This is a genomic window from Deinococcus radiotolerans, assembly GCF_014647435.1.
Classification (GTDB): Bacteria; Deinococcota; Deinococci; order Deinococcales; family Deinococcaceae; genus Deinococcus; species Deinococcus radiotolerans.
Genome location: NZ_BMPE01000004.1, coordinates 107,846 through 128,865, shown reverse-complemented (window position 1 = coordinate 128,865; position 21,020 = coordinate 107,846). Strand labels below are relative to the sequence as shown.

Sequence of the window (21,020 nt, the reverse complement as noted above, 5' to 3'; positions counted from 1 at the left end):
GATGGGAACTTTTTCGTGGCTGGCCTCCTCTAAGGTATGAGGTGCCCTTGAATGATCCGCACGACACTCTGTCCGACCTGCATCTCGCGCGCCTGGCCGCGCGGGACGAGCGGGCCTTCGAGGCGCTCGTGAGAACGCACGCGCCGCAGGTGCACCGCCTCGCCGCCAGCCTCGTGGGGCCGGGCGCGGCGGACGACATCGTGCAGGAGGTGTTCATCGCCGCGCATAAGGCCCTGAAAGGCTTCCGGGGCGAGGCGAGCCTGAGCACCTGGCTGCACCGCATCACCCTGAACGCCTGCCACAGGGCCCTCGGCGCGCGGCAGGCGGTGCCGCTCTCGGATACCCCGGAACCCCACGCGCCGCACAACCCGGCCCGCGCGGGCGAGCAGGCGCAGGTCCGCGACCGCCTGGCCCGGGCGCTGGCGCAGCTGCCGCCCGACCAGCGCGAGGCGGTCGCCCTGCGCGAACTGTCGGGCCTGGAATACGCCGAGATCGCCGCGCTGACCGGCGCGGAACTCGGCACTGTGAAGAGCCGCATCAACCGGGGCCGCGCGGCCCTGCGCGCCCTGCTCACCCGCGTCGGAGTGACCCCATGATCCACCACGACCCCAGTGAATACACCGATGAATATGACGACCTCGACACCCTGCTCGCGCAGGCCCGCCAGCTGACCCCCGCCGACGTGGGCGCCGCCGACCGCTTCCTGACCCGCCGCCGCGCCGCCCGCACCCGCAGCCGCGCGGGGTGGCTGACCGGCGCACTTGCCTCGGCAGCCCTGGTGGCGGGCCTGACCGTGCTGCGCCCCGCCACGCAGCGGGCCGGCCCGCTGCCCAGCAGCGCCGCGTACGACGCCTATCAGAGCGCGTGGGGAGCCGACTGGTGAGGCGCCGCCTGACCCTGCTGCTGCTGACGCTGGGCACCGCGCACGCGGGCGATCTGGAGGACGTGCAGGCCGCCCTGAAGCAGGCCCGCACGCAGGTGGCGCGCGGGCAGGCCGAGGTGACCGTGCTGTTCCCCCCGCGCGCCACCCCCACCCGCGCCGCCGCGCAGCTGCCCGCCCTGACGGTACGGCCCGCGCTGCTGACGAAGAACTTCAGCGTGACCCGCACCGGCACCGAGCAGGTCGCCGGGCGCGACGCGGCGCGCTTCACGCTGACCCCGAAGGTCGGGGACGCGGCGCGCTGGACGCTGTGGGTGGACCTGAAGTGGAACGTGCCGCTCGCCTTCGAGGAGCGCGGAGCGGACGGCACGCTGGCCCGCCGCGCTGCCCTGACCCGCGTGCAGCCCAGTCCAGCCCGCGTGACTCGCCCGGCCCCGCCCGCCGCGCCCGAGGGCCTGCGCGCCGCCCTGACCCGCGCCCTGCCGGGCCTGAAACTCCCGCCGGGGTTTACGCCCGTGGGTGTGCAGCCGCGCGGTCAGGGGTTGGAGGTCGCCCTGACCGACGGCCTGAACGGCCTGACGCTGGTTGTCGTCCCGCAGGACGTGAAGGCCGCGCCGGGTGTCACCTCGCGCCGCGTGGGGAAGGTGTTCGTGTGGCTGGTCGGGAACCTGCCGCAGCCGACGCTCCAGGCGGCCCTGGCGGGGGTGCGCAGCGCGACCCCGGACCCGCTGGGAACTTTTTCGACCTCTCCTGACTCCAATCCATAACGCCCCCCTTTCAAGGAGTTCCGCATGCCCCTGACCCCCCTGTCCCGCCCCCTGACCGCCGAGGACGCCGCGCACTTCCTGCGCCGCACCGCCTTCGGCGCGACCGACGAGCAGATCCGCGCCCTGGTCGGCCAGAAAGCCCAGGACGTGGCCCGCGCAGCACTGACCTTCGATCAGAGCGTCGCGCCCGGCAACCCGTTTGATCCCCTGCAGGGCGCGACGCCCGGCGCGGCCCTGCAACTCGGGCGCGGCGCGTGGCTGTACGAACTTGCGTACGGCCCGCACCCGCTGCGCGAGAAACTGGCCCTGACCTGGAGCAACCACTTCGTGATCGCCACCGACAAGGTCCGCAACGTGCCCGCCGTGGTGGACTACCTGAACCTGCTGCGCCGCCACGCCGCCACGCGGTCCTTCGAACGGTTCACGCTGGAGGTCGCGCAGTCCCCGGCCATGCTCCGGTACCTCGACAACGACCAGAACCGCAAGGGCAAACCGAACGAGAACTTCAGCCGGGAACTGCTGGAACTCTTCACGACCGGCATCGGTGCGTACACGGAAAACGACGTTCGCGAGGGGGCACGCGCCCTGACCGGCTGGACTTTCCAGGGTGGGCGCGGCAACAAGCAGTACCTCGAGCAGCCGCGCTTCGTGTACCAGCCGCAGCAGCACGACGACGGGAAGAAGACGTACCTGGGCCAGAGCGGCGCCCTGAAGGGCGAGGACATCATCCGGATCGCCACCTCGCAGCCCACCACGGCCACCTTCGTGAGCCGCAAACTGCACCGCGCGTTCCTGGCCGACACCCCGGACGACGCGGCCGTGAAGAGCAGCGCCGAGACCTGGACCCGCACGAAGGGCGACGTCATGGCCGTCCTGACCGAACTGCTCGCCAGTGAGGCCTTCTACGCCAGCCGCTCGCGCATCATCCGCTCGCCCATTGAGTTCCTGGTGGGCGGTATCCGTACGCTGGGCCAGCCGAAGATCGACGCGCGCTCCCTGCTGAACCTCGCCGGCACCGCCGGGCGCATGGGACAGGTGCTGCTGGAACCCGACACCGTCAAGGGCTGGGACGGCGGCCGCGAGTGGATCAACGACACCACCCTACTGCTGCGCATGCAGGTCGCCGCCGCATTGACCATGGGCTCCAAGGCCCCCAACCTCGACACCCCGCCCAGCCTGCTGGCCCTGACCGGCCAGGAACGCCCGGCGGGCGCGGTGCTCCTGAGCAGCCTCAAGGGCCGCCAGCGCACGTACCTGAGCCTGATCAGCCCCGAATTCCAGCTCGCCTGACCCCCCGGAGGAGTGCCCCGTGACCAACCGACGTGATTTCCTGAAACTGTCCGCCCTGGCGGTCGCCGCCACGAGCGGCATGCCCGGCTTCCTGGCCCGCGCCGCCACCCAGGCCGGCGGCACGAAGACCCTGGTGGTCGTGCAGCTGACCGGCGGGAACGACGGCCTGAACACCCTGATTCCCTACAGCAACGGCGCGTACTACGCCGCGCGGCCCAACATCGCCATCCCGAAAAAGGACGTGCTGACCGTCACGCCCGACCTGGGCATGCACCCCGCCCTGCGACCTCTGATGAAACTCTGGGACGACGGGCACCTCGCGTGGATGGAGAACGTCGGGTACCCCAACCCGAACCGCAGTCACTTCGCCAGCATGGCCATCTGGCACACCGCGGACCCCGCGCAGGCGCAGGCGGACGGCTGGATCGGGCGGATCGCGGAGAAGATCGGCGACCCGTTCTGCGCCAGCAATCTGGGGGCCGCCACGCCGCAGGCCCTCCAGGCCAGCGAGTTCAGCCTGCCCAGCATCGACTCGGTGGACAACTTCCAGCTGAAACTCCCGGGCGGGATGGAGACCCCCTTCCAGTCCCTGCTGAACTCCCCGCGCAGCGGCGAGGCCGCGTACCTGACCCGCGCCACCCGCCAGATGCTGAAGAACACGGCCCGCGTGCAGGAGAACGTCAAGAAGTACAAGGCGGGCGCCACGTACCCGGACACGAAGTTCGCCTCGCAGCTGCGGGATGCCGCGCGCCTGATCGCCGCCGGGGTGGGGCAGCGCGTGATCTACGTGTCGCTGGGCGGCTTCGACACGCACGCCGGGCAGCGCGCCGAGCAGGACGGCCTGCTGGGCACCCTCGCTGGGGGCCTGAGTGCCTTCCAGGCTGACCTGGAACGCCAGGGCCTCGCCAAGGACGTGATCGTGATGGGCTTCTCCGAGTTCGGGCGGCGCGTCGCGGAGAACGGCAGCGCGGGCACCGACCACGGCAAGGGCAGCGTCATGTTCGCGTTCGGGCAGGGCGTCAAGGGCGGCGTGCACGGCAGCAGCCCCGACCTTGAAGACCTGTCCGAAGGGGACATCAAGTACAGGCAGGACTTCCGGGGTGTGTACGCCGAGGCCCTGACCCGCTGGCTGAACCTGGACGCGCGCGGCATCCTGGGCGGCACCTTCACCGGGCCGCGCTGGATCGCGTGAAGTCCGGCGTGCGCGGCGCCCGAATGAAGGGGGTCGGGCTGACCCTGGCGGGTCTGGTGCTGCTCTCGCCGCTGCTGGTGCGCTCGGCCGAGGCGATGCCCCGCTACCGGCTCCAGGCCGCGCCGCAGCTGCACCTGACCGAAGGGAATGAGCTGTGGGATCTGGACCGCCGCGTGATGCCCTGCACGTACTGCCACGTGAACGTGGACGGCGGCGCGCCCTGGAACCCGTTCGGGCAGGCCATCCAGGCGACCTTCGCGAGCGAGGCGAAGGCGGGACGGCACCTGACCTTCCCGCAGGCGCTGTACACCCTCCTTCAGGCCGATAGCGACGCGGACGGCGACGGTTACCCGGACGCGCTGGAGGTTTACGCGAAGACCCTTCCCGGTGACCCGGTCAGCCGACCGGAGCAGCCCCTGGACGAGCTGCGCGCGGCGTTCGCAGCGGCAGGAGGAGCCGAGCAGTTCGCTCCACCGAAGAAGAAGGCGGGAAAATAAAAAAGCCGCCTCTTGGGCGGTGATGTACAAAACTATAGCGCGGTATGCAGGCCCGGTCAAGGCTATGCGGCGAGAGGCGACCCCGTTGCGACGGGGCCGCCTCTCGCTTTCAGGAACTGAGGTTCAGCGTTTCACGTCGTACACGCTGACGCTGCCCGGCTGGCCCTGCTGACCGGCCCCGACCATCAGCTGCGTGCCGTTGGCCGACCAGCTGAGCAGGCTGGTGCGCAGGCTGAACTGCCCGGTGCGGGCCAGCAGGCTGCCGCTGGCGGTGTCGAACACCTGCAAAGCGTTCTGCGCGTCGCCGGTCAGGACGGCCAGCAGCTTGCCGTCCGGGCTGAACCGCAGCGTCCGGGTCGCCGTGGCGAACTTCAGCGTTTTGAACGGTGTGGTCGCGCCGGGTTTGAACAGCGCCACGGCGTACACGTCATCTACGGAGTACGCGACGGCCAGCGTGCCGCCCCGACTCTGCTGGAACTCCTCGGCCGAGGCGTCGGCGGGCAGGTTCACGGCCGCCTGCACTTTGCCGGTCGCGACGTCCACGCGCAGCGGGTTGCCCTCGTGCGGGATGACCAGCACGGCCTTGCCGTCCGGGGTGGGCAGCGCGTCGTGAATGTCCTTGACCTTCAGCTGCGCGGGCGTGAACTGCTTGACCACCTTGGCCGTCTGGCCGTCCAGCAGCGCTAGGCCATCGTAGCCGCTGACCGCGGCGTAGCGGCCATCGGGGGAGGTGTGCAGGGTCTCGTACTCGACTTTGCTGTTCAGGGCGGGGAGTTTCACGATCTTCCCGGCGCGGTATACGTTCACGCTGCCGCTGCCGTTCAGGGTCCACACCTGCTCACCCTGCGTTTCCGTGGCGTACAGGCGCTCGCGGTTCCCGACGTTCAGGCCCTTGCCGGTCTTCAGGTTGATGAATTCCCCCAGGCCCGCGTGCGGCACGCCGCCAATGAATGCGCCACTCCAGGTGTTCGCGCTGGGCAGCTTCACCTGCGGGCGGGCCGGGGCGTCCAGCGCCTCCAGTTGCAGGAGACCCACGCTGCCGCCCAGGCTGAGGACCCGTCCGTCCGGCCCGCCGACCAGCGTGTCGAAGCTGCTCAGGTCCAGGGTGTCCCCGACGGTCTCGCCCGTCTGCGCGTCGAACAGCTGGCCATCGCCGTACTCGGCGTACAGGAACTGCGCGGGGTTCAGGAACAGCACGCTGCCGTCCAGGCTGAAGTCCTCGCCGCCCTCAATCTCGGTGGCCTGGTCCTGCCCGGCGCGCAGCAGCAGGGCCTGACTGCCGGTGCGGATCACGGCGGCCTGCCCGTCGGGGCTGAAGGTGGCTTCCAGGCCGTCCCAGTCGTCGCTGATCTCGCCGCTGGCCACGACTTTCGCGTCGGCCAGGGTCACGAGGTCCACGCGGTCCTCGTAGATCACGGCGGCCAGCGTGCCGTCGGCGCTGACCCGCACGTCGTACGCCTCACCGTCGCCGAGCACCTCGGTCTTCTGGCCACTGGTCAGGTCCATCCGGCTCAGCGTGCCGTCTTCAAGCAGCAGCAGCGTGTTGTCGGCCGCGAAGGCCAGCGTGGTGTCGTACTCGGGTTTACCGCTGCGGATCTCCTGCCCGGTCTGCGCGTTCCATACGGCCCAGCGGTCGCGGCTCAGCGCGGCGACGCGGGTGCCGTCAGGGCTGGCGCTCAGGGCCCGCACGCTGCCCTGCAGGGTGTACCAGCCGCGCACGGTCTTCAGGTTCTGGTCGAGGATCAGCACGGCGTTGTCGGCGTCCACGGCCACCTGTCCGCCCGGCAGGAACGCGGCGAGGTGCGAGTCCGCGCCGGGCACGGTGTACACGGTGGGTTTCGACAGGGTCAGCGCGGACGCGGCGCCACTCAGGGCGAGCGCGGCACTCAGGGCCAGGGCAGAGGCGTTCATGGGCTCCACTGTAGGCAAAAGCGTGCCGCGGCGCAGCCTCATATCGGATGAGGCGCGGCGGATCAGGCGGGTCCGTGTGTCGGCGCGGGCGGGGGGCGCTGAGGGTCAGCGGGTGTCGCTGAACGTGACGGTCAGGGGCAGGTGCTGTCCGGCCATGTTGGCGGTCGCGCCGCTGATGTGCACGCCCGTGGTGGCGGCCGCGTTCGGGAGGGTCAGGCGGTGCAGGCGCACGCGGCTGCCCTCGCGGATCAGGACGGTCGCCACGAGTTCCCCGGCCTGGATGCAGCGGGCGTTCATGGGGCAGCGGCTGTCCTGGGTGCGCAGCAGGGTCAGGGTGGCCTGGCCCAGCGGGCCGCTCTGGCCGACCTTCAGGTCGAGGGTGGCGGCGTGTGCGCCTCCGGCGAGCAGGGCGAGGGGCAGCAGCACTCGGCGCAGCAGGGTCGTCATGCGCCGAGTGTGCCGCGTGAAGCTGAGGCGCGGCTGACCGGAGGCGGGGCGCGCCTCAGCCGAGCAGGGGCATGTCGCCGCTGCCGGCCAGGGCGCGGAAGCTGGCGGCCTTGGAGTTCAGGCCCATCTGGTCGTAGCAGAGGGCGAGTTTCAGGGCGAAGAATTCCACGGCGCGGCTGTCCTCACGGCGTTCGGCAGCCTCCAGGCAGGTGCGGTAGTGCAGGACGGCGAGGTGGTACTGCGCTTCGCGCGCGGCGTGCTCGGCCCGGCAGTGGCTCATGCGGAGGGACACGATGTCGCAGGGGGTGATGCTCGCGGCGGACATGACTGGCAGTGTAGTCATGCCTGGGGTTGAATGAATGAAAGATGAATCAGGTTTCGGGAAGCAGATTGTGCGTCCATCACGCTATTTTTCGCTATTTCCTAAATCAGCCCCCCTGATTTTATGCACGCGGGGCCAGCCCTGTCGCCTCAGACAGCGGCGATCACCCGGGCGCGCAACGTTAGGTTCGGCAGGTTCACGTCGCCCAGCTGCACGCGCAGCGCCGTGCCGGGCGCAGCCGGCGTGCTGACCGGCAGATCGAACGCCAGATCCGGAATGAGCAGCGTCGCCTGCGGCCCCCGGCGGTCCACGACCACCGCGTCCCACTCCCGCTCGGGCTGCGCGGCAATGAAGCGCAGGGTGTGGTGGCGTCGGCTCAGGCGCTCGGCCTGCCGGGTGGCGTCCGCGTTCATCTGCGCCTGCGCCACGCGCGCCGCGACCTCCTTGCCACTCAGGCCGTCCTGCCCGGCCAGGTGCGCCCGCAGCTGCTGGTGCACCACCAGGTCCAGGTACCGCCGCATGGGACTGGTCGCCTGCGTGTACAGGTCCAGGCCCATCCCTGCGTGCGGTCCCGGCGCCGGCTGGAAGCGGGTGCGGGCCAGCGTGCGCCGCCGCGCCCACTGCGCGGGCAGCGTGTCGCCGCGCACCTCACGGTGCGGTGGGTCTTGCGTGGCGAACGGCAGCGCAATGGCGTGGTCGTCCGCGTAGATCGCCGCAGCCCACCCGGCCAGCGTCATGCACTCCTGCACGACCGCCCGCATCTCCGGCTTGGGCAGCGGCGTGACGGCAGCGCCCGTCTCGTCGGCCTTCACGCGCACCTCGGGCAGGTCGATGCTTAACGCACCCTCCTGCACGCGCAGCTCACGGCTCGCGGCGGCCAGCCGGGCCAGCGTCATGAACGGCTCGGCGCCCGCGTCCAGCCGCTCCTGCGCCTCGGTGTACGTGAGGCGCTGCACGCGGACCGTGGTCAGCTGCACGTCCACAGCGTCAGCATTGCCGTCCTCATCCAGGTCCAGGCTGATGCTCAGCGCGGGGCTGGTGGCGTGCAGGCCCAGGCCCGCCTGCTCGACCAGCGCGTCCGGCAGCATGCCGATCGTGCGGTCCGGGAGGTACAGCGTCGCGCCGCGCGCGCGGGCTTCCAGGTCCAGCGGGCTGTCCGCGGGGGCCAGCGCGGCCACGTCCGCCACGTGCACCCACAGGCGCGTCAGGCCGCCCGGCAGCACCTCGATGCCCACCGCGTCGTCCGGATCGCGGTTGCCCTCGTCGTCAATGGCGAAGGTGTCCAGGTGCGTCAGGTCCAGTCGCGTCTCCGGTGCGAAGGGCGGTACGTCCAGCGCCACGGGCGTCAGGGCCGCTCCCAGGCGGTCGGCGTACGGCGTGCGGGCGTCGGTCCACAGGCCCGCGCGCAGCAGCAGCGCGTGCGCGGCCTCAGGCGTTTCCGGCTGGCTCAGGTCGCGCATGGTGCGGCTCTTCTCTTGTTTGCCCCGGGCGAGCAGTTCCACTTCGGTGCGCTGAGCGGGCGTGAGGTCGGGCAGGGTCATGCCCAGAGGATAGGGCGCTGCGGTCAAGATGCGCACTGTAAAGCCCGGGTTGTTAATCAGGTAGGCCATGGCTGCCAGGCGGTCCCTGGAGACCATGTGGTCCAAGTTCAAATCGTCTAGAAAAAATCGGCTGAGACACATATTTCTCGGAAATCCGTGTCGATGGGCAAGATCCATTTTAATTTTTTGTAAAACCTAGCTTGACAAAAAAGAAGTCTGATGTTTCTATATGACACAGGAGGGCAGCATGAATGACCAGCACCCCGCAAGCGAGTTCCACGCCCACGTTCAGCGTCTGGTGGCCGAAGGCAAACTCACCCCCGAAGAAGCGCAGGGCCTGCTCGAGGACACCCAGGACCTCCCGCACCCCCAGCCCCAACCGGCCACCGCCCTGGTCGCCAGTGACGTCCCCACCGACGCGGGCCGCGACCTGCACCTGCTCATCAAGGGCTACAGCCTCACCGTCCTGACCGACCCCGCCCTGACCACCCCCCACCTCGCCGCGAACGAGGAAGGCCGACTCACCCTCGACCACACCCCGCAGGGCTGGCGTGTGGCCCGCGTCCCCGGGCAGCAGCACGTGGGCGGCAGCAGCCTCAAGGCGATCCTGACCCTGCCCTTCACCCCCGGGCACGTCAACGCCGAAGTCAGCGGCGGGAACCTCACCCTTCCCGACCTTGCTGGAAGCCTGCGCGCCCAGGTGAACGGCGGGAACGTCCGCATGGGCCGCGCCCAGAGCCTGCACGCCGACGTGAACGGCGGCAACCTGAACGCCGCCGAGATGAGCGGCCCCACCACCGTCAGCGTCAACGGCGGGAACCTCAGCCTGACCGGCGCGCGCACCCTGAACGCCAGCGTCAACGGCGGGAACCTCAGCTGGACCGGGCAGCTCAGCGGCGGCGACCACCGCGTCGAAGTGAACGCCGGGAACGTGAAACTACACCTCCAGCCCGGCAGCAGCGTGCACCTCGACGCGCACCTCACCATGGGTTCGTTCAAGGCGGACTTCCCCACCGGCAAGAGCGGCGGCTTCCTGAACACCCGTCACACCGGTCAGCTCGGCAGCGGCGACGCCCGCCTGAACTGCCAGATCACCGCGGGCAGCCTGAAGGTCGTGACCGCATGACCGCCCTGCCCACCCGCCCCGCCCCGTACCTGCCCAGCCTGCGCGAACTGCGCGCCGCCCTGCGCACCCAGCTGCGCGCCCTGCTGACCCCGGACGCCGAGTGCGCCCACCGGCAGGCCACGCTGGCCCGCACCCTGAACGCCGAGCAGCACCACGCCCGCATTCAGCGCAGCCTGCTCACCGGAGGCCCACGATGAGAGAGAAGATCCGCCGCATCCTGGACCTCGTCCGCGCGGGCAAACTGACCCTGGAAGACGCCGCGCCCCTGCTGGCCGCCCTGAGCCCCAAACTGGCCCTGACCGACAGCGACCGCGAACTCATCTCCGCCCTGCTGAACCGCGACGAGCTCGACAGCGGGCAGGTGGCCGAGCACCTGATGCTCCTGCGCGGCGTGCGCGACACCGGCCCTACCCCGCCCATGCCCCCCCAGCCGCCCCGCCGCCCCCAGGTCGTCATTGGCGGCCAGCGCGTCCGCGGCCTGGAAGGCCTCGTGGACCGCATCACCGGAGGAATCGACAGCATGGTGGAGAACATCACGACTCAGGTGGAACACGAACTGCACGGCGTCCCCATGCCCTACCCGCCCGCCCCGCCCAGCGCCCGCATCCTGCGCATTCACGTGGAAAGCCAGCACGGCGACGAGTACAACGCCAACATTCCCGTCAGCCTCGCCCCGCACCTCGACCGCCTGATCCCCCCGCATGGGCAGGCCGCGCTGGAAAGCGCCGGGTTCACGCTGGACGCCCTGCGCCTGCTGATCGAGGCCACCCCCTACCCGGGCCCGCTGATCGACGCGGAAGACCAGCACGGCAACGAAGTCCACATCAGCCTCAAGTGAACGCGACAGCAGCGCCGCCCCCGGAAGACCTGGGGGCGGCGTTCTTCTGGCCGGGCAGGGGAGAGGCGGCAGGTCGTTCAAGCTCTGACCGCCGGGTGGGCAGGGCCCACGAACACGGGGCAGGGCAACGGTCCTGGCTACCGCACTCGACGGTGGGAGGCCGGAAGAGATCTGCGCAGCGGCCTGCACGGGTCAGCGTGCCCCTGCCTTGAAGCGTTTACCCCTGCTCCCTGAACGCAGAAAACCGCCCCCGGTCGGGAGCGGTCCTGGCTGACGCTGAAATCAGGCGGTGGTCTGAGGGATGGGCTGGTTTTGCCCGCCCACGCGGCCCACAGCTTCGCGGACGACGTCCCCGGTGATGAGTTCCTGCGAGAGCAGGGCCTCGGCCACTTCATGCATGGCCTGCTGGTACTCGGTGACGAGTTCCCGGGCGCGTTCAAACGCGCGGGTCAGGATGCGCTTGACGTCCTCGTCGACCAGCTGGCTGGTGTGCTCGCTGAACGCCTTGGGTTTGGCCATGTCCTCGCCCAGGAAGACGGGGCCGCTGTCGGTGGTGAGGGCCATGTTCTTGAAGTTGTCGCCCATGCCCCACTCGAGGACCATCTTGCGGGCGATATTCGTGGCCTTGCGGAAGTCGTCTGCGGCGCCGGAGGTGACGCTGCCCATGAAGACTTCCTCGGCGGCGCGGCCACCCAGCGCGACGATCAGCTGGTTCTCCAGGCGTTCCTTGCTCATCAGGACCTGCTCTTCGGGCAGGTAGAACGCGGCGCCCAGCGCGCGGCCACGCGGGATGATGCTGACCTTCTGGAGCTTGTCGCTGCCTGGGATGACGGCGGCGGTGACGGCGTGTCCGGCCTCGTGGTACGCGATGGCCTTCTTCTCCTGCTCGCTGATGGTCAGGCTGCCGTTCTCCAGGCCCAAGGTGATCTTGTCCAGCGCGCGGTAGAAGTCACTCATGTCGATCTGGGTCTTACCGACGCGGGCGGCTTCCAGCGCGGCCTCGTTGGTGACGTTCTTCAGGTCGGCGCCGCTGAAGTAAGGCGTGCTCTTGGCGATCTCGGGGACGTCCACCCCGCCCGCTAGGGGCTTGTTGCGCAGGTGCACCTTCAGAATCGCCTCGCGCTCCTTGAGGTTCGGCAGATCGATGGTCACCTGGCGGTCAAAACGGCCGGGTCGGAGCAGGGCCGGATCAAGCACGTCGGGGCGGTTGGTGGCGCCCAGCACGATGACGCTGCTGCTCTTGTCGAAGCCGTCCATCTCGGAGAGGATCTGGTTGAGGGTCTGCTCGCGCTCGTCGTGCCCGCCGCCGATCCCCGCGCCACGCTTGCGGCCGATGGAGTCGATCTCGTCGATGAACATGATGGCGGGCGCACTCTTGCGGGCGTCCTCGAACAGGGTGCGGACGCGGCTGGCGCCGACCCCGACGAACATCTCCATGAATTCCGACGCGCTGACGCTGAAGAACGGCACGTCCGCCTCGCCGGCGATGGCGCGGGCCAGCAGCGTCTTACCGGTGCCGGGAGGGCCCACGAGCAGCACGCCCTTGGGAATTTCCGCGCCGATCTGGTGGTACTTGCCGGGGTTCTTCAGGAAGTCCACGACCTCCACCAGTTCCCGCTTGGCTTCCTCATGCCCGGCCACGTCGGTGAACTTGGTGGGCACGCGGTTTTCCTTGCCGTACTTCTTGGCCTTGCTCTGCCCGAACTGCATGACGCCGTTCTGGCCGCCCTGGGCGCGCATGAAGAAGAAGTACATCATGGCGAACAGCAGGATGATGGGCAGGAAATTCAGCAGGATGCCAAGCCACTGGCTGGGCTGCTCGAAGCGCAGGTCCACGTTCTGCTGCTGCATCAGGGGAATCAGGTTGCTGTCAGGCGTGGCGACGCTGCCGGGCAGGCGGACACTGAAGTCCTTGATGTCGCGCTTCTGCGGGCCGCCGGCGGTGTTTACCTCGACGGAGGTGGGCTCCTTGAGGGTCACGTTCGCGTTGTTCTCGCGGACGATGACGCGCTGCACCTGGCCGTTTTCCAGCAGGGATTTGAATTGGGTGTAGTTCACGCTGGAACGCCCGCTCAGTGGAGCCTGCGAGAACATCAGGAACAGGGCCAGCACGAACAGGACGATCAGCCAGGGATTGAGCCGTTTCAAGAACAGGTCCTCCGGGAGGGGTCGAAGAGGGTGTATGGGGCGAAGTGGGGCGCGCGGCCCCGCTGAAGTTGAGTCTACCAGACTCAAGGTGCATGAAATTGTCCCACCTCACACCTGCGCTTTAGGGATTGGCAACCTTCACGCGCCGCGTGGCCCACCACTCCAGCCCCACCAGCGCCGCCAGCACCAGGGCCGTCCAGCCCACCAGCAGCAGAACCGGCAGGAGGTTCAGCAGGATCCCCAGCCACTGGCTGGGCTGCTCGAAGCGCAGGTCCACGTGCTGCTGCTGCATCAGGGGAATTAGGTTGCTGTCGGGTGTGGTCAGATGGCCCGGTACACGCACCCGCACCTCCCGCGCCTCACGCGTCGCTGGGCCGCCCGGCGTCAGGGTCTGGATCGGCACTGGCTGCTTCAGCGTCACAGTCGCCTGCTGCCCCCGCACCACCACCCGCTGCACCTGCCCGGCCTCCAGCAGCGACTGGAACGCCGCGAACGGCACCACCTGCGTCCGCGCGCCCGACCACCACGCCAGGCCCCACACGCCCAGCGCCGCCAGCAAGGCCAGCGCCAGCACGCCGCCCGAAACAGCCCCCCACGCTCCACGTTGTCTCATCCGCCCATGACACCGCGGATGGACCCGGCACGCAAGCGCAAAAAGGTGCAGGTCCGCCCGCCAGGGCCAAAGGTGCAGCCACTGCGCCCCGGTGGGCGCGCGTGCCGTATCCTGACGGGGAATGATTGACGTGGCCACCACCTGGCAGCAAGTGTGCGAGGCGCTCGCCGGAGGCGACTACGAGCAGGCGTTCAGCGTGCTGGACGCCGCCACCCGCGAAGCCCACCGACCCGAACGCGCCCGCCTGACCCTCCTGCTCGGCAGCCTGCACGCCCTGTACGGCGACACCGCCACCACCGACCTGGGCGCCGCGCTGCGCGAGGCCCGCACCATTGACCCCAGCCTGCGCGAGGACCCGCTGTACCAGGCGCTCATGGCGGAACTCGACGCCCGCACGCGCGGTCCCGACGCCAGCCCACCCCCCGCCAGCGCCCGCGAGGCCACCGATCCCCTGGCCCGCTTCCACGCGCTGTGCGCCCTGGTCCTGATGGACGAGGGGCAGGCGGCCCTCGACATTCACCTCCCGGCGTCCGACCTGCCCGAGCACCTGCGCTGGCGCCTGCGGTCCTGGGAGGCCGAGGCAAACGAGGGGCTTGGCCAGACCGCCGACGCCGCGAACCTGTACGGGGAGGCCGCCCACCTCGCCCGCGGGCTGAACCGCGCCGTGATGCTGCAGGAGCAGGCGGCGCTGCAACTTCAGCTGGGGCAGGCGGAGGCCGCGAAGCACACGCTGGATCAGGCGCGGCCCCTGTACCCCACGCGGCCCAGCACGCACGACGCGGAGGACGCCGGGCTGAACCTCGCCACGTGGCACTACCTGCGGGCGCAGGCGCTGCTGAACCTGGGCCAGCCGGACGCCGCGCACGACATGATCCGCGAGGCCGCCCGCCTGGAAGCGCAGCACGGCGACCCCAGCTACGGCGTGGCGCTCGTGCGCGGACAGGTGCTGACCCACCTGGGCCGCCAGCAGGACGCCCTGAACGCCTTCGAGGACGCCCTGAAACTCGCCACGGACGCCGACCGGCCCTACGCGAACCACGAACTGGGCGTGGCCCTGCTGGACCTGGACCGTCCGGTGGACGCCCGCGAGAAGCTGGAAGCCGTGCTGGCCGACCCGGAATACCCGTACCAGCCGGAGGTCCTGGCCGACATCGCCGAGTGCGACTACCGCCTGGGCCGCCTGCAGGAAGCGCAACTGGAGGCCGAGCAGGCCCTGGCGCAGGGCGCCGTGATTCCCGCCAGCCTCGTGCTGGGCAGCGTCGCGCTGGACTACTTCCAGCTGGACGAGGCGCTCGAACATTACGACCGCGTGATCCGCGAGGCGGCGCCCGAGAGCCGCGACTGGATCACCGCGCACCAGATGGCCGCCGACGTCATGGCGCAGCAGGGCTTCCCGAACCCGGCCGCCGCGTACGCGCACGCGCAGCAGGCGCTGGCCCACACCCCCGACAATGACGACTGGCACGTGACCCTGCTGGAGCACCTGCGCAAGGCCGAGGCGCTCCTATCCCAGCAGGGCGGTACCGGCGGCCGCATGCTGAACTGAACACTGCGGTGGTCTCGCCCGAGGCCACCCGAGCGGACTGATCAAGCTGTGAAACAGAGCGAGATGCAGCAGAGGCGTAAGGCGGGAGATGGACTGGAGGTCCGGTGCGGTGCCGGACGCCCAGGGAACCGGACGCCGCGCGCCCCATGACCCGCGCCGAGTCCAGCCTGCGGGGGGCGCTCGCGGACATGCTGCGCCTGTCGCTGGGGGGCGCGGTCGCGCTGGGCTTCGCGCGGTTCGCGTACGCGCTGCTGCTGCCCACCATGCGAGAAGACCTGGGCTGGAGTTTCACGCTGTCCGGCGCAATGAACGCCGCGAACGCCCTGGGGTACCTGCTGGGCGCACTGATCGCCGCACCCCTGATCCGCTGCGCGGGGCTGGCACGCGTGTTCGCGGGCGCAATGCTCCTCACGGCATTGACGCTGCTGGCCTGCGCCGCAACTGGGCTGAGCGTGCCGCTGCTGACCCTGCGCTTCCTGTCTGGGGTGGGCAGCGCGCTGGTGTTCGTCAGTGGCGGTGGGCTGGCCGCGCTCGCCACGCGCGCTCACCCAGAGCGCAGCCCGCTGCTGCTGGGCGTGTTCTACGGCGGGGCCGGGATCGGTATGTTGCTCTCCGCCGCGCTGCTGCCGCCGCTGCTGGCGCACGGGTGGCGCGGCGCGTGGCTGGCGCTGGGCCTCGCCGCGCTGGCCTGCATCCCGCTGAGCGCTCCTGCGCTGCGCCGCCTGCCCACCCACGCCGCCAGTGCCTCCACCCGCACCCCTGCCGTGTCGCTGCGGCCGCTGGCCTGGACGCTCGCCGCGTACACCTGCTTCGGCATCGGGTACATCGCGTACATGACGTTCATCGTGGCCTTCCTGCGGGAGGCGGGCGCGCAGGCGTGGATCACGCCGTTCTGGGCGCTGCTGGGCCTCAGCGTCGTCCTGCACCCGTTCGTGTGGGCGCCCGTCACCGCCCGCCTGCGCGGCGCGCGCGCCATGACCGCGCAGATGCTCACCCTGGCCGCCGGGGCCGCCCTTCCCCTGCTGGGCACCAGTCCCCCCGTGCTGCTGCTGTCCGGGGCGCTGTTCGGCGGGAGTTTCCTGGCGGTCGTTGCGTTCACCACCCTGATCACCCGCCGCACCCTGCCCGAGCACGCCTGGGCGCGCGGCATCGCGGCGTTCACGGTGCTGTTCGCTGCCGGGCAGGTCGCCGGGCCACTCCTGACCGGCCTGCTCGCCGACCGCGCGGGCGGCCTGCGCCTGGGCCTGGGCGTCAGCGCGGCCGTGCTGCTGCTGGGCGCGGCGTTCGCGTGGGTGCAGGGGAGAGGATCGGAGAAAAATCCGTGAACTGCAGCTTGCAGTGCCTCAGTGTGGTCAGCGAACCTGCAACCCGCCGGTCGATGTGTACGTGACGGTGGCTCTGTTGCCTCCAAGTTGCCGGGGCTGAGCAGGCGTCTCGACGCGTTCTCCCGTTCTTTCGCAGGTGAAGGCGTTGACGATAATCCCGTCATTGGGTGGCAGTTGCGAGATCACGAGTTGAAACAGTGGAGACGCCGTGGAGATGATGACCGGCCCGAACGCCCGGTTGTCCTCCCGGATGACATCACCCTGGATCAGGCGGTAGCGCAGGCTGGCGCTAACGTCTTCCTTCGTTGTGGCATCCAGGATTCGCATCGTCCAGGACAACGTGCGGCACTGATCCAGTGCCTCCTGCGTGACGGTTGTGAACGTGCCCAGACCGCCGAAGGGAGCCGGAGCGAATCTGTGGCAGGCCGTGAGCATGGCGAGGGCGATCAGGGGCAGGGCATGTTTCATTCGGGCACTATGCTCGACCCGTTCCTGCTCCAGGTGCCGATCTGTGTGGTGAACGGGCACGCCTCCCGACTCACAGTTCCTTCTCCCAGGTGATCCACATGCGTTCCACGCGGTAGCCCAGGCGGGTGTTCACGCGCAGCATGGGGAGGTTCAGGACGGTGCCGCCCGTCCCGGCGTGCGTGTGCCCTGCGTCTTTCGCCCAGCTGAGTGCGTGGGCTTTCAGGGCGGTCATGACGCCCCGGCGGCGGTGGTCCGGGTGCGTGACGCTGTCCTCGCTGTCCACCTCGGGCCCGCGTGGGGTGAGCCGGGTCAGGGCGACGATCTCCCCACGCCAGCGCGTAACGAATGCGGCCTCCTCCCGCCGGATGACGTCCCGCAGCCCGCCTCGCGTGAGGGGGTCGGGGGTGGTCGTGGGGTTGCGTGGCCGGTCGCGCATCCCGGTCTGGTGTAGGGTGTAGAGGGTGTCCCAGTCGGCGTCCGGCGCATCCGGGCTGAGGCGTTCGGGTTCGTATCCGGCCAGGAACAGCCGCTCCTGCAAGGGCTCGAAGGGGGCGGGGTCGAAGGTAGTGAGGTCGAGGTGCGCGCCCCAGGACTGCCACGCGTTCCGGAAGCCGGCAGCGTGGAAGAAGGTCATCTGCTCGGTGAAGTCCTCGCGCGTGACGCCCAGCACGCGCCGGAAACCGCTGGGCATCTCGGCCAGTTGCGCCAGCAGCAGCGGTGTGAACGACCCCCCGTCTCCGGCGACGTCCAGCCGCAGCGCGTCCGGCACGCCTTCCCCGAACGGTGCGAGGCGTGCGGTGGCGATCACCACGCCCTCCTGCTCGGCGACGAGGCGCGTGGGGTGGGTGCCGGGCTGTGCCTCCCGGAAGTGTTCTGGCGCGTAGGTCCAGTGGCTGCGGACCCCCTCGGTCACGAGGCGGGCGACGGCTGAGGCATCGGCGGCGCGGAATGGACGGAGGAGGGGCTGGTGAGCGGTCGGGTGGGGCGCGTGGGTCATGCGTCCACTGTGCGCTGGCGTGTGGGCGAGGCGCGAATCGGGTGGGTACGCCATCTGGCTTACCTGGGATGAAGGTCAACTCAAGGCCTGTTGCATGTTGACTCAGTGGATATTCACGGAAGGACTTGTAAATATTCTGCCTGTAGCGTATTCTGTCTGTACCGGAATGGAGGTGCCGATGGTGCGCCTGCTCCCCAGGACGGATGGTCCAGAATCAGCATGATCCCCGCTCCCGCGTCGTCGGGAGCGCTTCTTTTGGTGTGGCTCCGCGCGCCAGTCGTGGGAGCGCTTCACCCGAGCGTCTAGAAAGCGCCACAAAGTGTACAGGGTACACATACTCTTCTCGGGGTAGGATGAGCGGCATGTCCAGCGACATCCCACAGCTGAGCGTCAACACCATCCGCACCCTGAGCATCGACGGCGTGCAGGCCGCCAACAGCGGCCACCCCGGCGCGCCCCTGGGCGCCGCGCCCATGGCGTACGTCGTCTGGCAGGATTACCTGCGCTTCAACCCCGTTCACCCCGAATGGCCCGGCCGCGACCGCTTCGTGCTGTCCGCCGGGCACGCCAGCATGCTGATCTACAGCCTGCTGCACCTCACCGGCTACGACCTCTCGCTGGACGAACTGAAGAACTTCCGCCAGTGGGGCAGCAAGACCCCTGGCCACCCCGAGTTCTTCCACACCCCCGGCCTCGACGCCACCACCGGCCCCCTCGGCCAGGGCGCCGCGATGACCGTCGGCATGGCCATGGCCGAGGCGCACCTCGCCGCGCGCTACAACCGCCCCGACTTCCCCATCTTCGACAACCACACCTACGCCATCCTGGGTGACGGTGACCTGCAGGAAGGCGTGAACCACGAGGCCGCCGCCCTGGCCGGGCACCTGCGCCTGAACAAGCTCATCTGGCTGCACGACGACAACCAGGTGCAGCTCGACACGCCCACCAGCAAGGCCGAGAGCGACGACATCGCCGCCCGCTACGTCGCGTACGGCTGGAACGTCCAGAAGGTTGCCGACGGCAACGACCTGGACGCCATCCGCGCCGCCGTGGAGGCCGCGCAGACCAGCGACCGCCCCACCCTGATCCAGGTCCGCACCGTGATCGGCTTCGCCAGCCCCCGCGCGGGCACCAGCAAGGCCCACGGCGAACCCCTGGGTGCCGAGGGCGTCGCGGAAACCAAGGCCGCGCTCGGCTGGGACTACCCGCCCTTCACCGTGCCCGAGGAAGTCAAGGCGCACATGGACGCCCGTGAACGCGGCGCGAAATTCGAGGCCGACTGGAACGCCCTGATGGACGGCTACCGCGCCGCTCACCCCGAACTGGCCGCCGAAGTCGACGCGATGCTCAAGCGCGAACTGCCCGCCAACCTCGCCGACGCGCTCCCCAGCTACGAGGTGGGCGGCAAGGGCGTCGCCACCCGCAACGCCAGCGGTGAAGTCATCAACGCCCTGGCCAAGGTCATCCCCGGCCTGATGGGCGGCAGCGCGGACCTCTCGGGCAGCACGAAGACCACGATCAAGGACGGCGGCGAGATGCAGAGCGGCAGCATGGCCGGCCGTAACGTGCTGTTCGGCGTGCGTGAATTCGGCATGGCGGCTGCCGCGAACGGCCTGAGCCTGTACGGCGGCCTGCACCCCATGGTCGGCACGTTCCTGGTGTTCGCCGATTACCTCAAGCCCGCCTTCCGCCTCAGCGCCATCCAGATGCAGCCCGTCACGTACGTCCTCACGCACGACAGCATTGGCCTGGGCGAGGACGGCCCCACCCACCAGCCCATCGAGCAGATCGCCATGCTCCGCGCCGTCCCCGGCGCCCACGTCATCCGCCCCGCCGACGCCAACGAGACGGCCGCCGCGTGGCAGATGGCCCTCGAGTACGACAAGGGTCCCACCGCCCTGGCCCTCACCCGCCAGGACCTGCCCATCCTGCCCCGCAACCACGCGGGCGTGAAGAAGGGCGCGTACGTCGTCCGTGACGCCGAGGGCGCGCAGGTCATCCTGATCGCCTCCGGCAGCGAGGTCAGCCTCGCCCTGGACTCCGCCGAGGCCCTGGCCGCCGAGGGCATCCAGGCGCGCGTGGTCAGCATGCCCTGCATGGAAGTCTTCCGCACCCAGGACCGCAGCTACCGCGACAGCGTCCTCACCCCCGGCGTCAAGCGCGTCGCCATTGAGGCCGCCGCCAAGGGCCCCTGGTACGAGTGGGTCGGCACGGACGGCGCCGTCATCGGCATGGACACCTTCGGCGCCAGCGCCCCCGCCAGCGTCCTGTTCGAGAAGTTCGGCTTCAGCGTCCAGAACGTCAGCAAGGTCGTCAAGAGCGTCCTGTAAGGAACGCCTTCAACAGGAGGCGGGACGCGTGGGGGAGACCCCGGCGCGTCCCGCCTCTCCTGCTGGGATTACAGCTGGGCCTGGGCGTAGGTGGTGGCGAGGTCGGGTCGGCCCGCCTCGATCAGCGCCTTATCCCGGATGCGGCACGAGTCGCACACCCCGCACGGCTCCTTGCCTCCCTGGTAGCAGCTCCACGTCACGTCGATTGGCACGCCCACCGCCAGCGCCTCGCGCACGATGTCCGCCTTCGTCATTTCCGCCAGGGGCGCCGTCAGCACCGCGCCGCGTCCCTCCAGGCCCGCCTTCGTCGCCAGGTCCGCCAGCGTCTGATACGCCGCGAGGTACTCCGGGCGGCAGTCCGGGTACCCGCTGTAATCCACCGCGTTGATCCCCAGGAACACCCGCTCGGCGTCGATCGCCTCGGCCAGACTGAGGCCCACGGCAATAAAGACCGTGTTCCGCCCCGGCACGTACGTCGGCGGGATCACGCCATCTTCCGTGCCGTCCGTCGGCACCACCATCGACTCGTCCGTCAGGGCACTTCCCCCAAACGACCCGATATTGATGTCGATCACCCGGTGCGCGGCCCCGAAGTGCGCTGCCACTTTCGCCGCGCGTTCCAGTTCCACCGTGTGCCGCTGCCCGTAGCGGAACGACAACGCGGTACACGCGTACCCGTCACGGGTCGCCATACCCAGCACCGTGCTCGAATCCAGCCCGCCCGACAGCAGCACCACCGCCCGCTTCTGACTATCACTCATACTTAGCCTCCGAAAAGAACC

Annotated in this window: 21 protein-coding genes; 12 read left to right on the top strand and 9 right to left on the bottom strand. The window is 69.8% G+C overall.

All coding sequences use genetic code 11. From position 1 onward, the window contains the following. Positions 1-47 precede the first annotated feature (47 nt). Genes IEY63_RS10255 through IEY63_RS10230 form a run of 6 tightly spaced genes read left to right on the top strand, consistent with a single transcriptional unit; the run spans position 48 to position 4,626 of the window. On the top strand, positions 48-596 hold the full coding sequence (locus IEY63_RS10255) for an RNA polymerase sigma factor (RefSeq protein ID WP_229784636.1): 549 nt from the start codon (positions 48-50) through the stop codon (positions 594-596). Continuing rightward, entirely contained in the window at positions 593-883 is a 291-nt protein-coding gene (locus tag IEY63_RS10250) for a hypothetical protein (protein ID WP_189068913.1), read from the top strand. The genes IEY63_RS10255 and IEY63_RS10250 overlap by 4 nt, the downstream gene beginning before the upstream one ends. Then, positions 880-1,647: a sigma-E factor regulatory protein RseB domain-containing protein gene (locus tag IEY63_RS10245; RefSeq protein WP_229784635.1), complete on the top strand. Its 768-nt coding sequence runs from the start codon at positions 880-882 to the stop codon at positions 1,645-1,647. The genes IEY63_RS10250 and IEY63_RS10245 overlap by 4 nt, the downstream gene beginning before the upstream one ends. 24 nt (positions 1,648-1,671) lie before the next feature. Next, the gene (locus tag IEY63_RS10240) at positions 1,672-2,937 is read left to right on the top strand and encodes a DUF1800 domain-containing protein (RefSeq protein WP_189068912.1); all 1,266 of its coding nucleotides are present in this window, start codon (positions 1,672-1,674) and stop codon (positions 2,935-2,937) included. 19 nt (positions 2,938-2,956) lie between these two features. Beyond that, positions 2,957-4,129 (top strand): DUF1501 domain-containing protein, encoded by a 1,173-nt coding sequence (locus IEY63_RS10235; RefSeq protein WP_189068911.1) that lies wholly within the window; start codon positions 2,957-2,959, stop codon positions 4,127-4,129. Positions 4,130-4,137: 8 nt separating this feature from the next. Then, complete coding sequence (locus IEY63_RS10230) at positions 4,138-4,626, top strand: hypothetical protein (RefSeq protein WP_229784634.1); 489 nt, start codon at positions 4,138-4,140, stop codon at positions 4,624-4,626. Between the two features lie 123 nt (positions 4,627-4,749). On the opposite strand, the gene IEY63_RS10225 is transcribed toward IEY63_RS10230, so the two are convergent. The 4 genes from IEY63_RS10225 to IEY63_RS10210 all read right to left on the bottom strand — a co-directional run bounded on the left by IEY63_RS10225 (position 4,750) and on the right by IEY63_RS10210 (position 8,847). Further along, entirely contained in the window at positions 4,750-6,537 is a 1,788-nt protein-coding gene (locus tag IEY63_RS10225; RefSeq protein ID WP_189068910.1) for a WD40 repeat domain-containing protein, read from the bottom strand. Between the two features lie 105 nt (positions 6,538-6,642). Continuing rightward, positions 6,643-6,984 carry a hypothetical protein gene (locus IEY63_RS10220; RefSeq protein WP_189068909.1) on the bottom strand — a complete coding sequence of 114 codons (342 nt, stop codon included), beginning with the start codon at positions 6,982-6,984 and terminating at the stop codon, positions 6,643-6,645. Between the two features lie 55 nt (positions 6,985-7,039). Further along, positions 7,040-7,309, bottom strand: a complete 270-nt coding sequence (locus IEY63_RS10215; RefSeq protein ID WP_189068908.1) for a hypothetical protein — start codon at positions 7,307-7,309, stop codon at positions 7,040-7,042. A gap of 146 nt (positions 7,310-7,455) precedes the next feature. Continuing rightward, positions 7,456-8,847, bottom strand: coding sequence for an RNB domain-containing ribonuclease (locus IEY63_RS10210; protein WP_189068907.1), 1,392 nt, complete (start codon positions 8,845-8,847; stop codon positions 7,456-7,458). 247 nt (positions 8,848-9,094) lie between these two features. Here IEY63_RS10210 and IEY63_RS10205 point away from each other — a divergent pair, with 247 nt between their 5' ends. The 3 genes from IEY63_RS10205 to IEY63_RS10195 are packed head-to-tail and all read left to right on the top strand — an operon-like array spanning position 9,095 to position 10,811. Next, complete coding sequence (locus tag IEY63_RS10205) at positions 9,095-9,973, top strand: DUF4097 family beta strand repeat-containing protein (protein WP_189068906.1); 879 nt, start codon at positions 9,095-9,097, stop codon at positions 9,971-9,973. Beyond that, positions 9,970-10,170 (top strand): hypothetical protein, encoded by a 201-nt coding sequence (locus IEY63_RS10200; protein ID WP_189068905.1) that lies wholly within the window; start codon positions 9,970-9,972, stop codon positions 10,168-10,170. Before IEY63_RS10205 ends, IEY63_RS10200 begins: the two co-directional genes overlap by 4 nt. Next, positions 10,167-10,811 carry an SHOCT-like domain-containing protein gene (locus tag IEY63_RS10195; RefSeq protein WP_189068904.1) on the top strand — a complete coding sequence of 215 codons (645 nt, stop codon included), beginning with the start codon at positions 10,167-10,169 and terminating at the stop codon, positions 10,809-10,811. The genes IEY63_RS10200 and IEY63_RS10195 overlap by 4 nt, the downstream gene beginning before the upstream one ends. 282 nt (positions 10,812-11,093) lie before the next feature. Here IEY63_RS10195 and ftsH read toward each other — a convergent pair whose 3' ends face one another. After that, positions 11,094-12,959: an ATP-dependent zinc metalloprotease FtsH gene (gene ftsH, locus IEY63_RS10190; RefSeq protein WP_189068903.1), complete on the bottom strand. Its 1,866-nt coding sequence runs from the start codon at positions 12,957-12,959 to the stop codon at positions 11,094-11,096. Positions 12,960-13,080: 121 nt separating this feature from the next. Next, positions 13,081-13,572: an ATP-dependent metallopeptidase FtsH/Yme1/Tma family protein gene (locus tag IEY63_RS10185; protein ID WP_189068902.1), complete on the bottom strand. Its 492-nt coding sequence runs from the start codon at positions 13,570-13,572 to the stop codon at positions 13,081-13,083. A 121-nt stretch (positions 13,573-13,693) separates the two neighbouring features. On the opposite strand from IEY63_RS10185, the gene IEY63_RS10180 reads away from it, so the two are divergent. Both IEY63_RS10180 and IEY63_RS10175 read left to right on the top strand, forming a co-directional pair. After that, complete coding sequence (locus IEY63_RS10180) at positions 13,694-15,118, top strand: tetratricopeptide repeat protein (RefSeq protein ID WP_189068901.1); 1,425 nt, start codon at positions 13,694-13,696, stop codon at positions 15,116-15,118. Between the two features lie 146 nt (positions 15,119-15,264). After that, positions 15,265-16,443, top strand: coding sequence for a YbfB/YjiJ family MFS transporter (locus IEY63_RS10175; RefSeq protein ID WP_189068900.1), 1,179 nt, complete (start codon positions 15,265-15,267; stop codon positions 16,441-16,443). Between the two features lie 27 nt (positions 16,444-16,470). Here the strand turns inward: IEY63_RS10175 and IEY63_RS10170 are convergent, their stop codons facing one another. Further along, positions 16,471-16,911, bottom strand: a complete 441-nt coding sequence (locus tag IEY63_RS10170) for a hypothetical protein (RefSeq protein WP_189068899.1) — start codon at positions 16,909-16,911, stop codon at positions 16,471-16,473. Positions 16,912-16,981: 70 nt separating this feature from the next. Further along, the gene (locus IEY63_RS10165; RefSeq protein WP_189068898.1) at positions 16,982-17,908 is read right to left on the bottom strand and encodes a GNAT family N-acetyltransferase; all 927 of its coding nucleotides are present in this window, start codon (positions 17,906-17,908) and stop codon (positions 16,982-16,984) included. Between the two features lie 362 nt (positions 17,909-18,270). Between IEY63_RS10165 and tkt the strand changes: the two genes are divergently transcribed. Next, on the top strand, positions 18,271-20,238 hold the full coding sequence (gene tkt, locus IEY63_RS10160) for a transketolase (protein ID WP_189068897.1): 1,968 nt from the start codon (positions 18,271-18,273) through the stop codon (positions 20,236-20,238). 68 nt (positions 20,239-20,306) lie between these two features. Here tkt and queC read toward each other — a convergent pair whose 3' ends face one another. Then, positions 20,307-20,999 carry a 7-cyano-7-deazaguanine synthase QueC gene (gene queC / locus IEY63_RS10155; protein WP_189068896.1) on the bottom strand — a complete coding sequence of 231 codons (693 nt, stop codon included), beginning with the start codon at positions 20,997-20,999 and terminating at the stop codon, positions 20,307-20,309. Between the last annotated feature and the right edge of the window lie 21 nt (positions 21,000-21,020).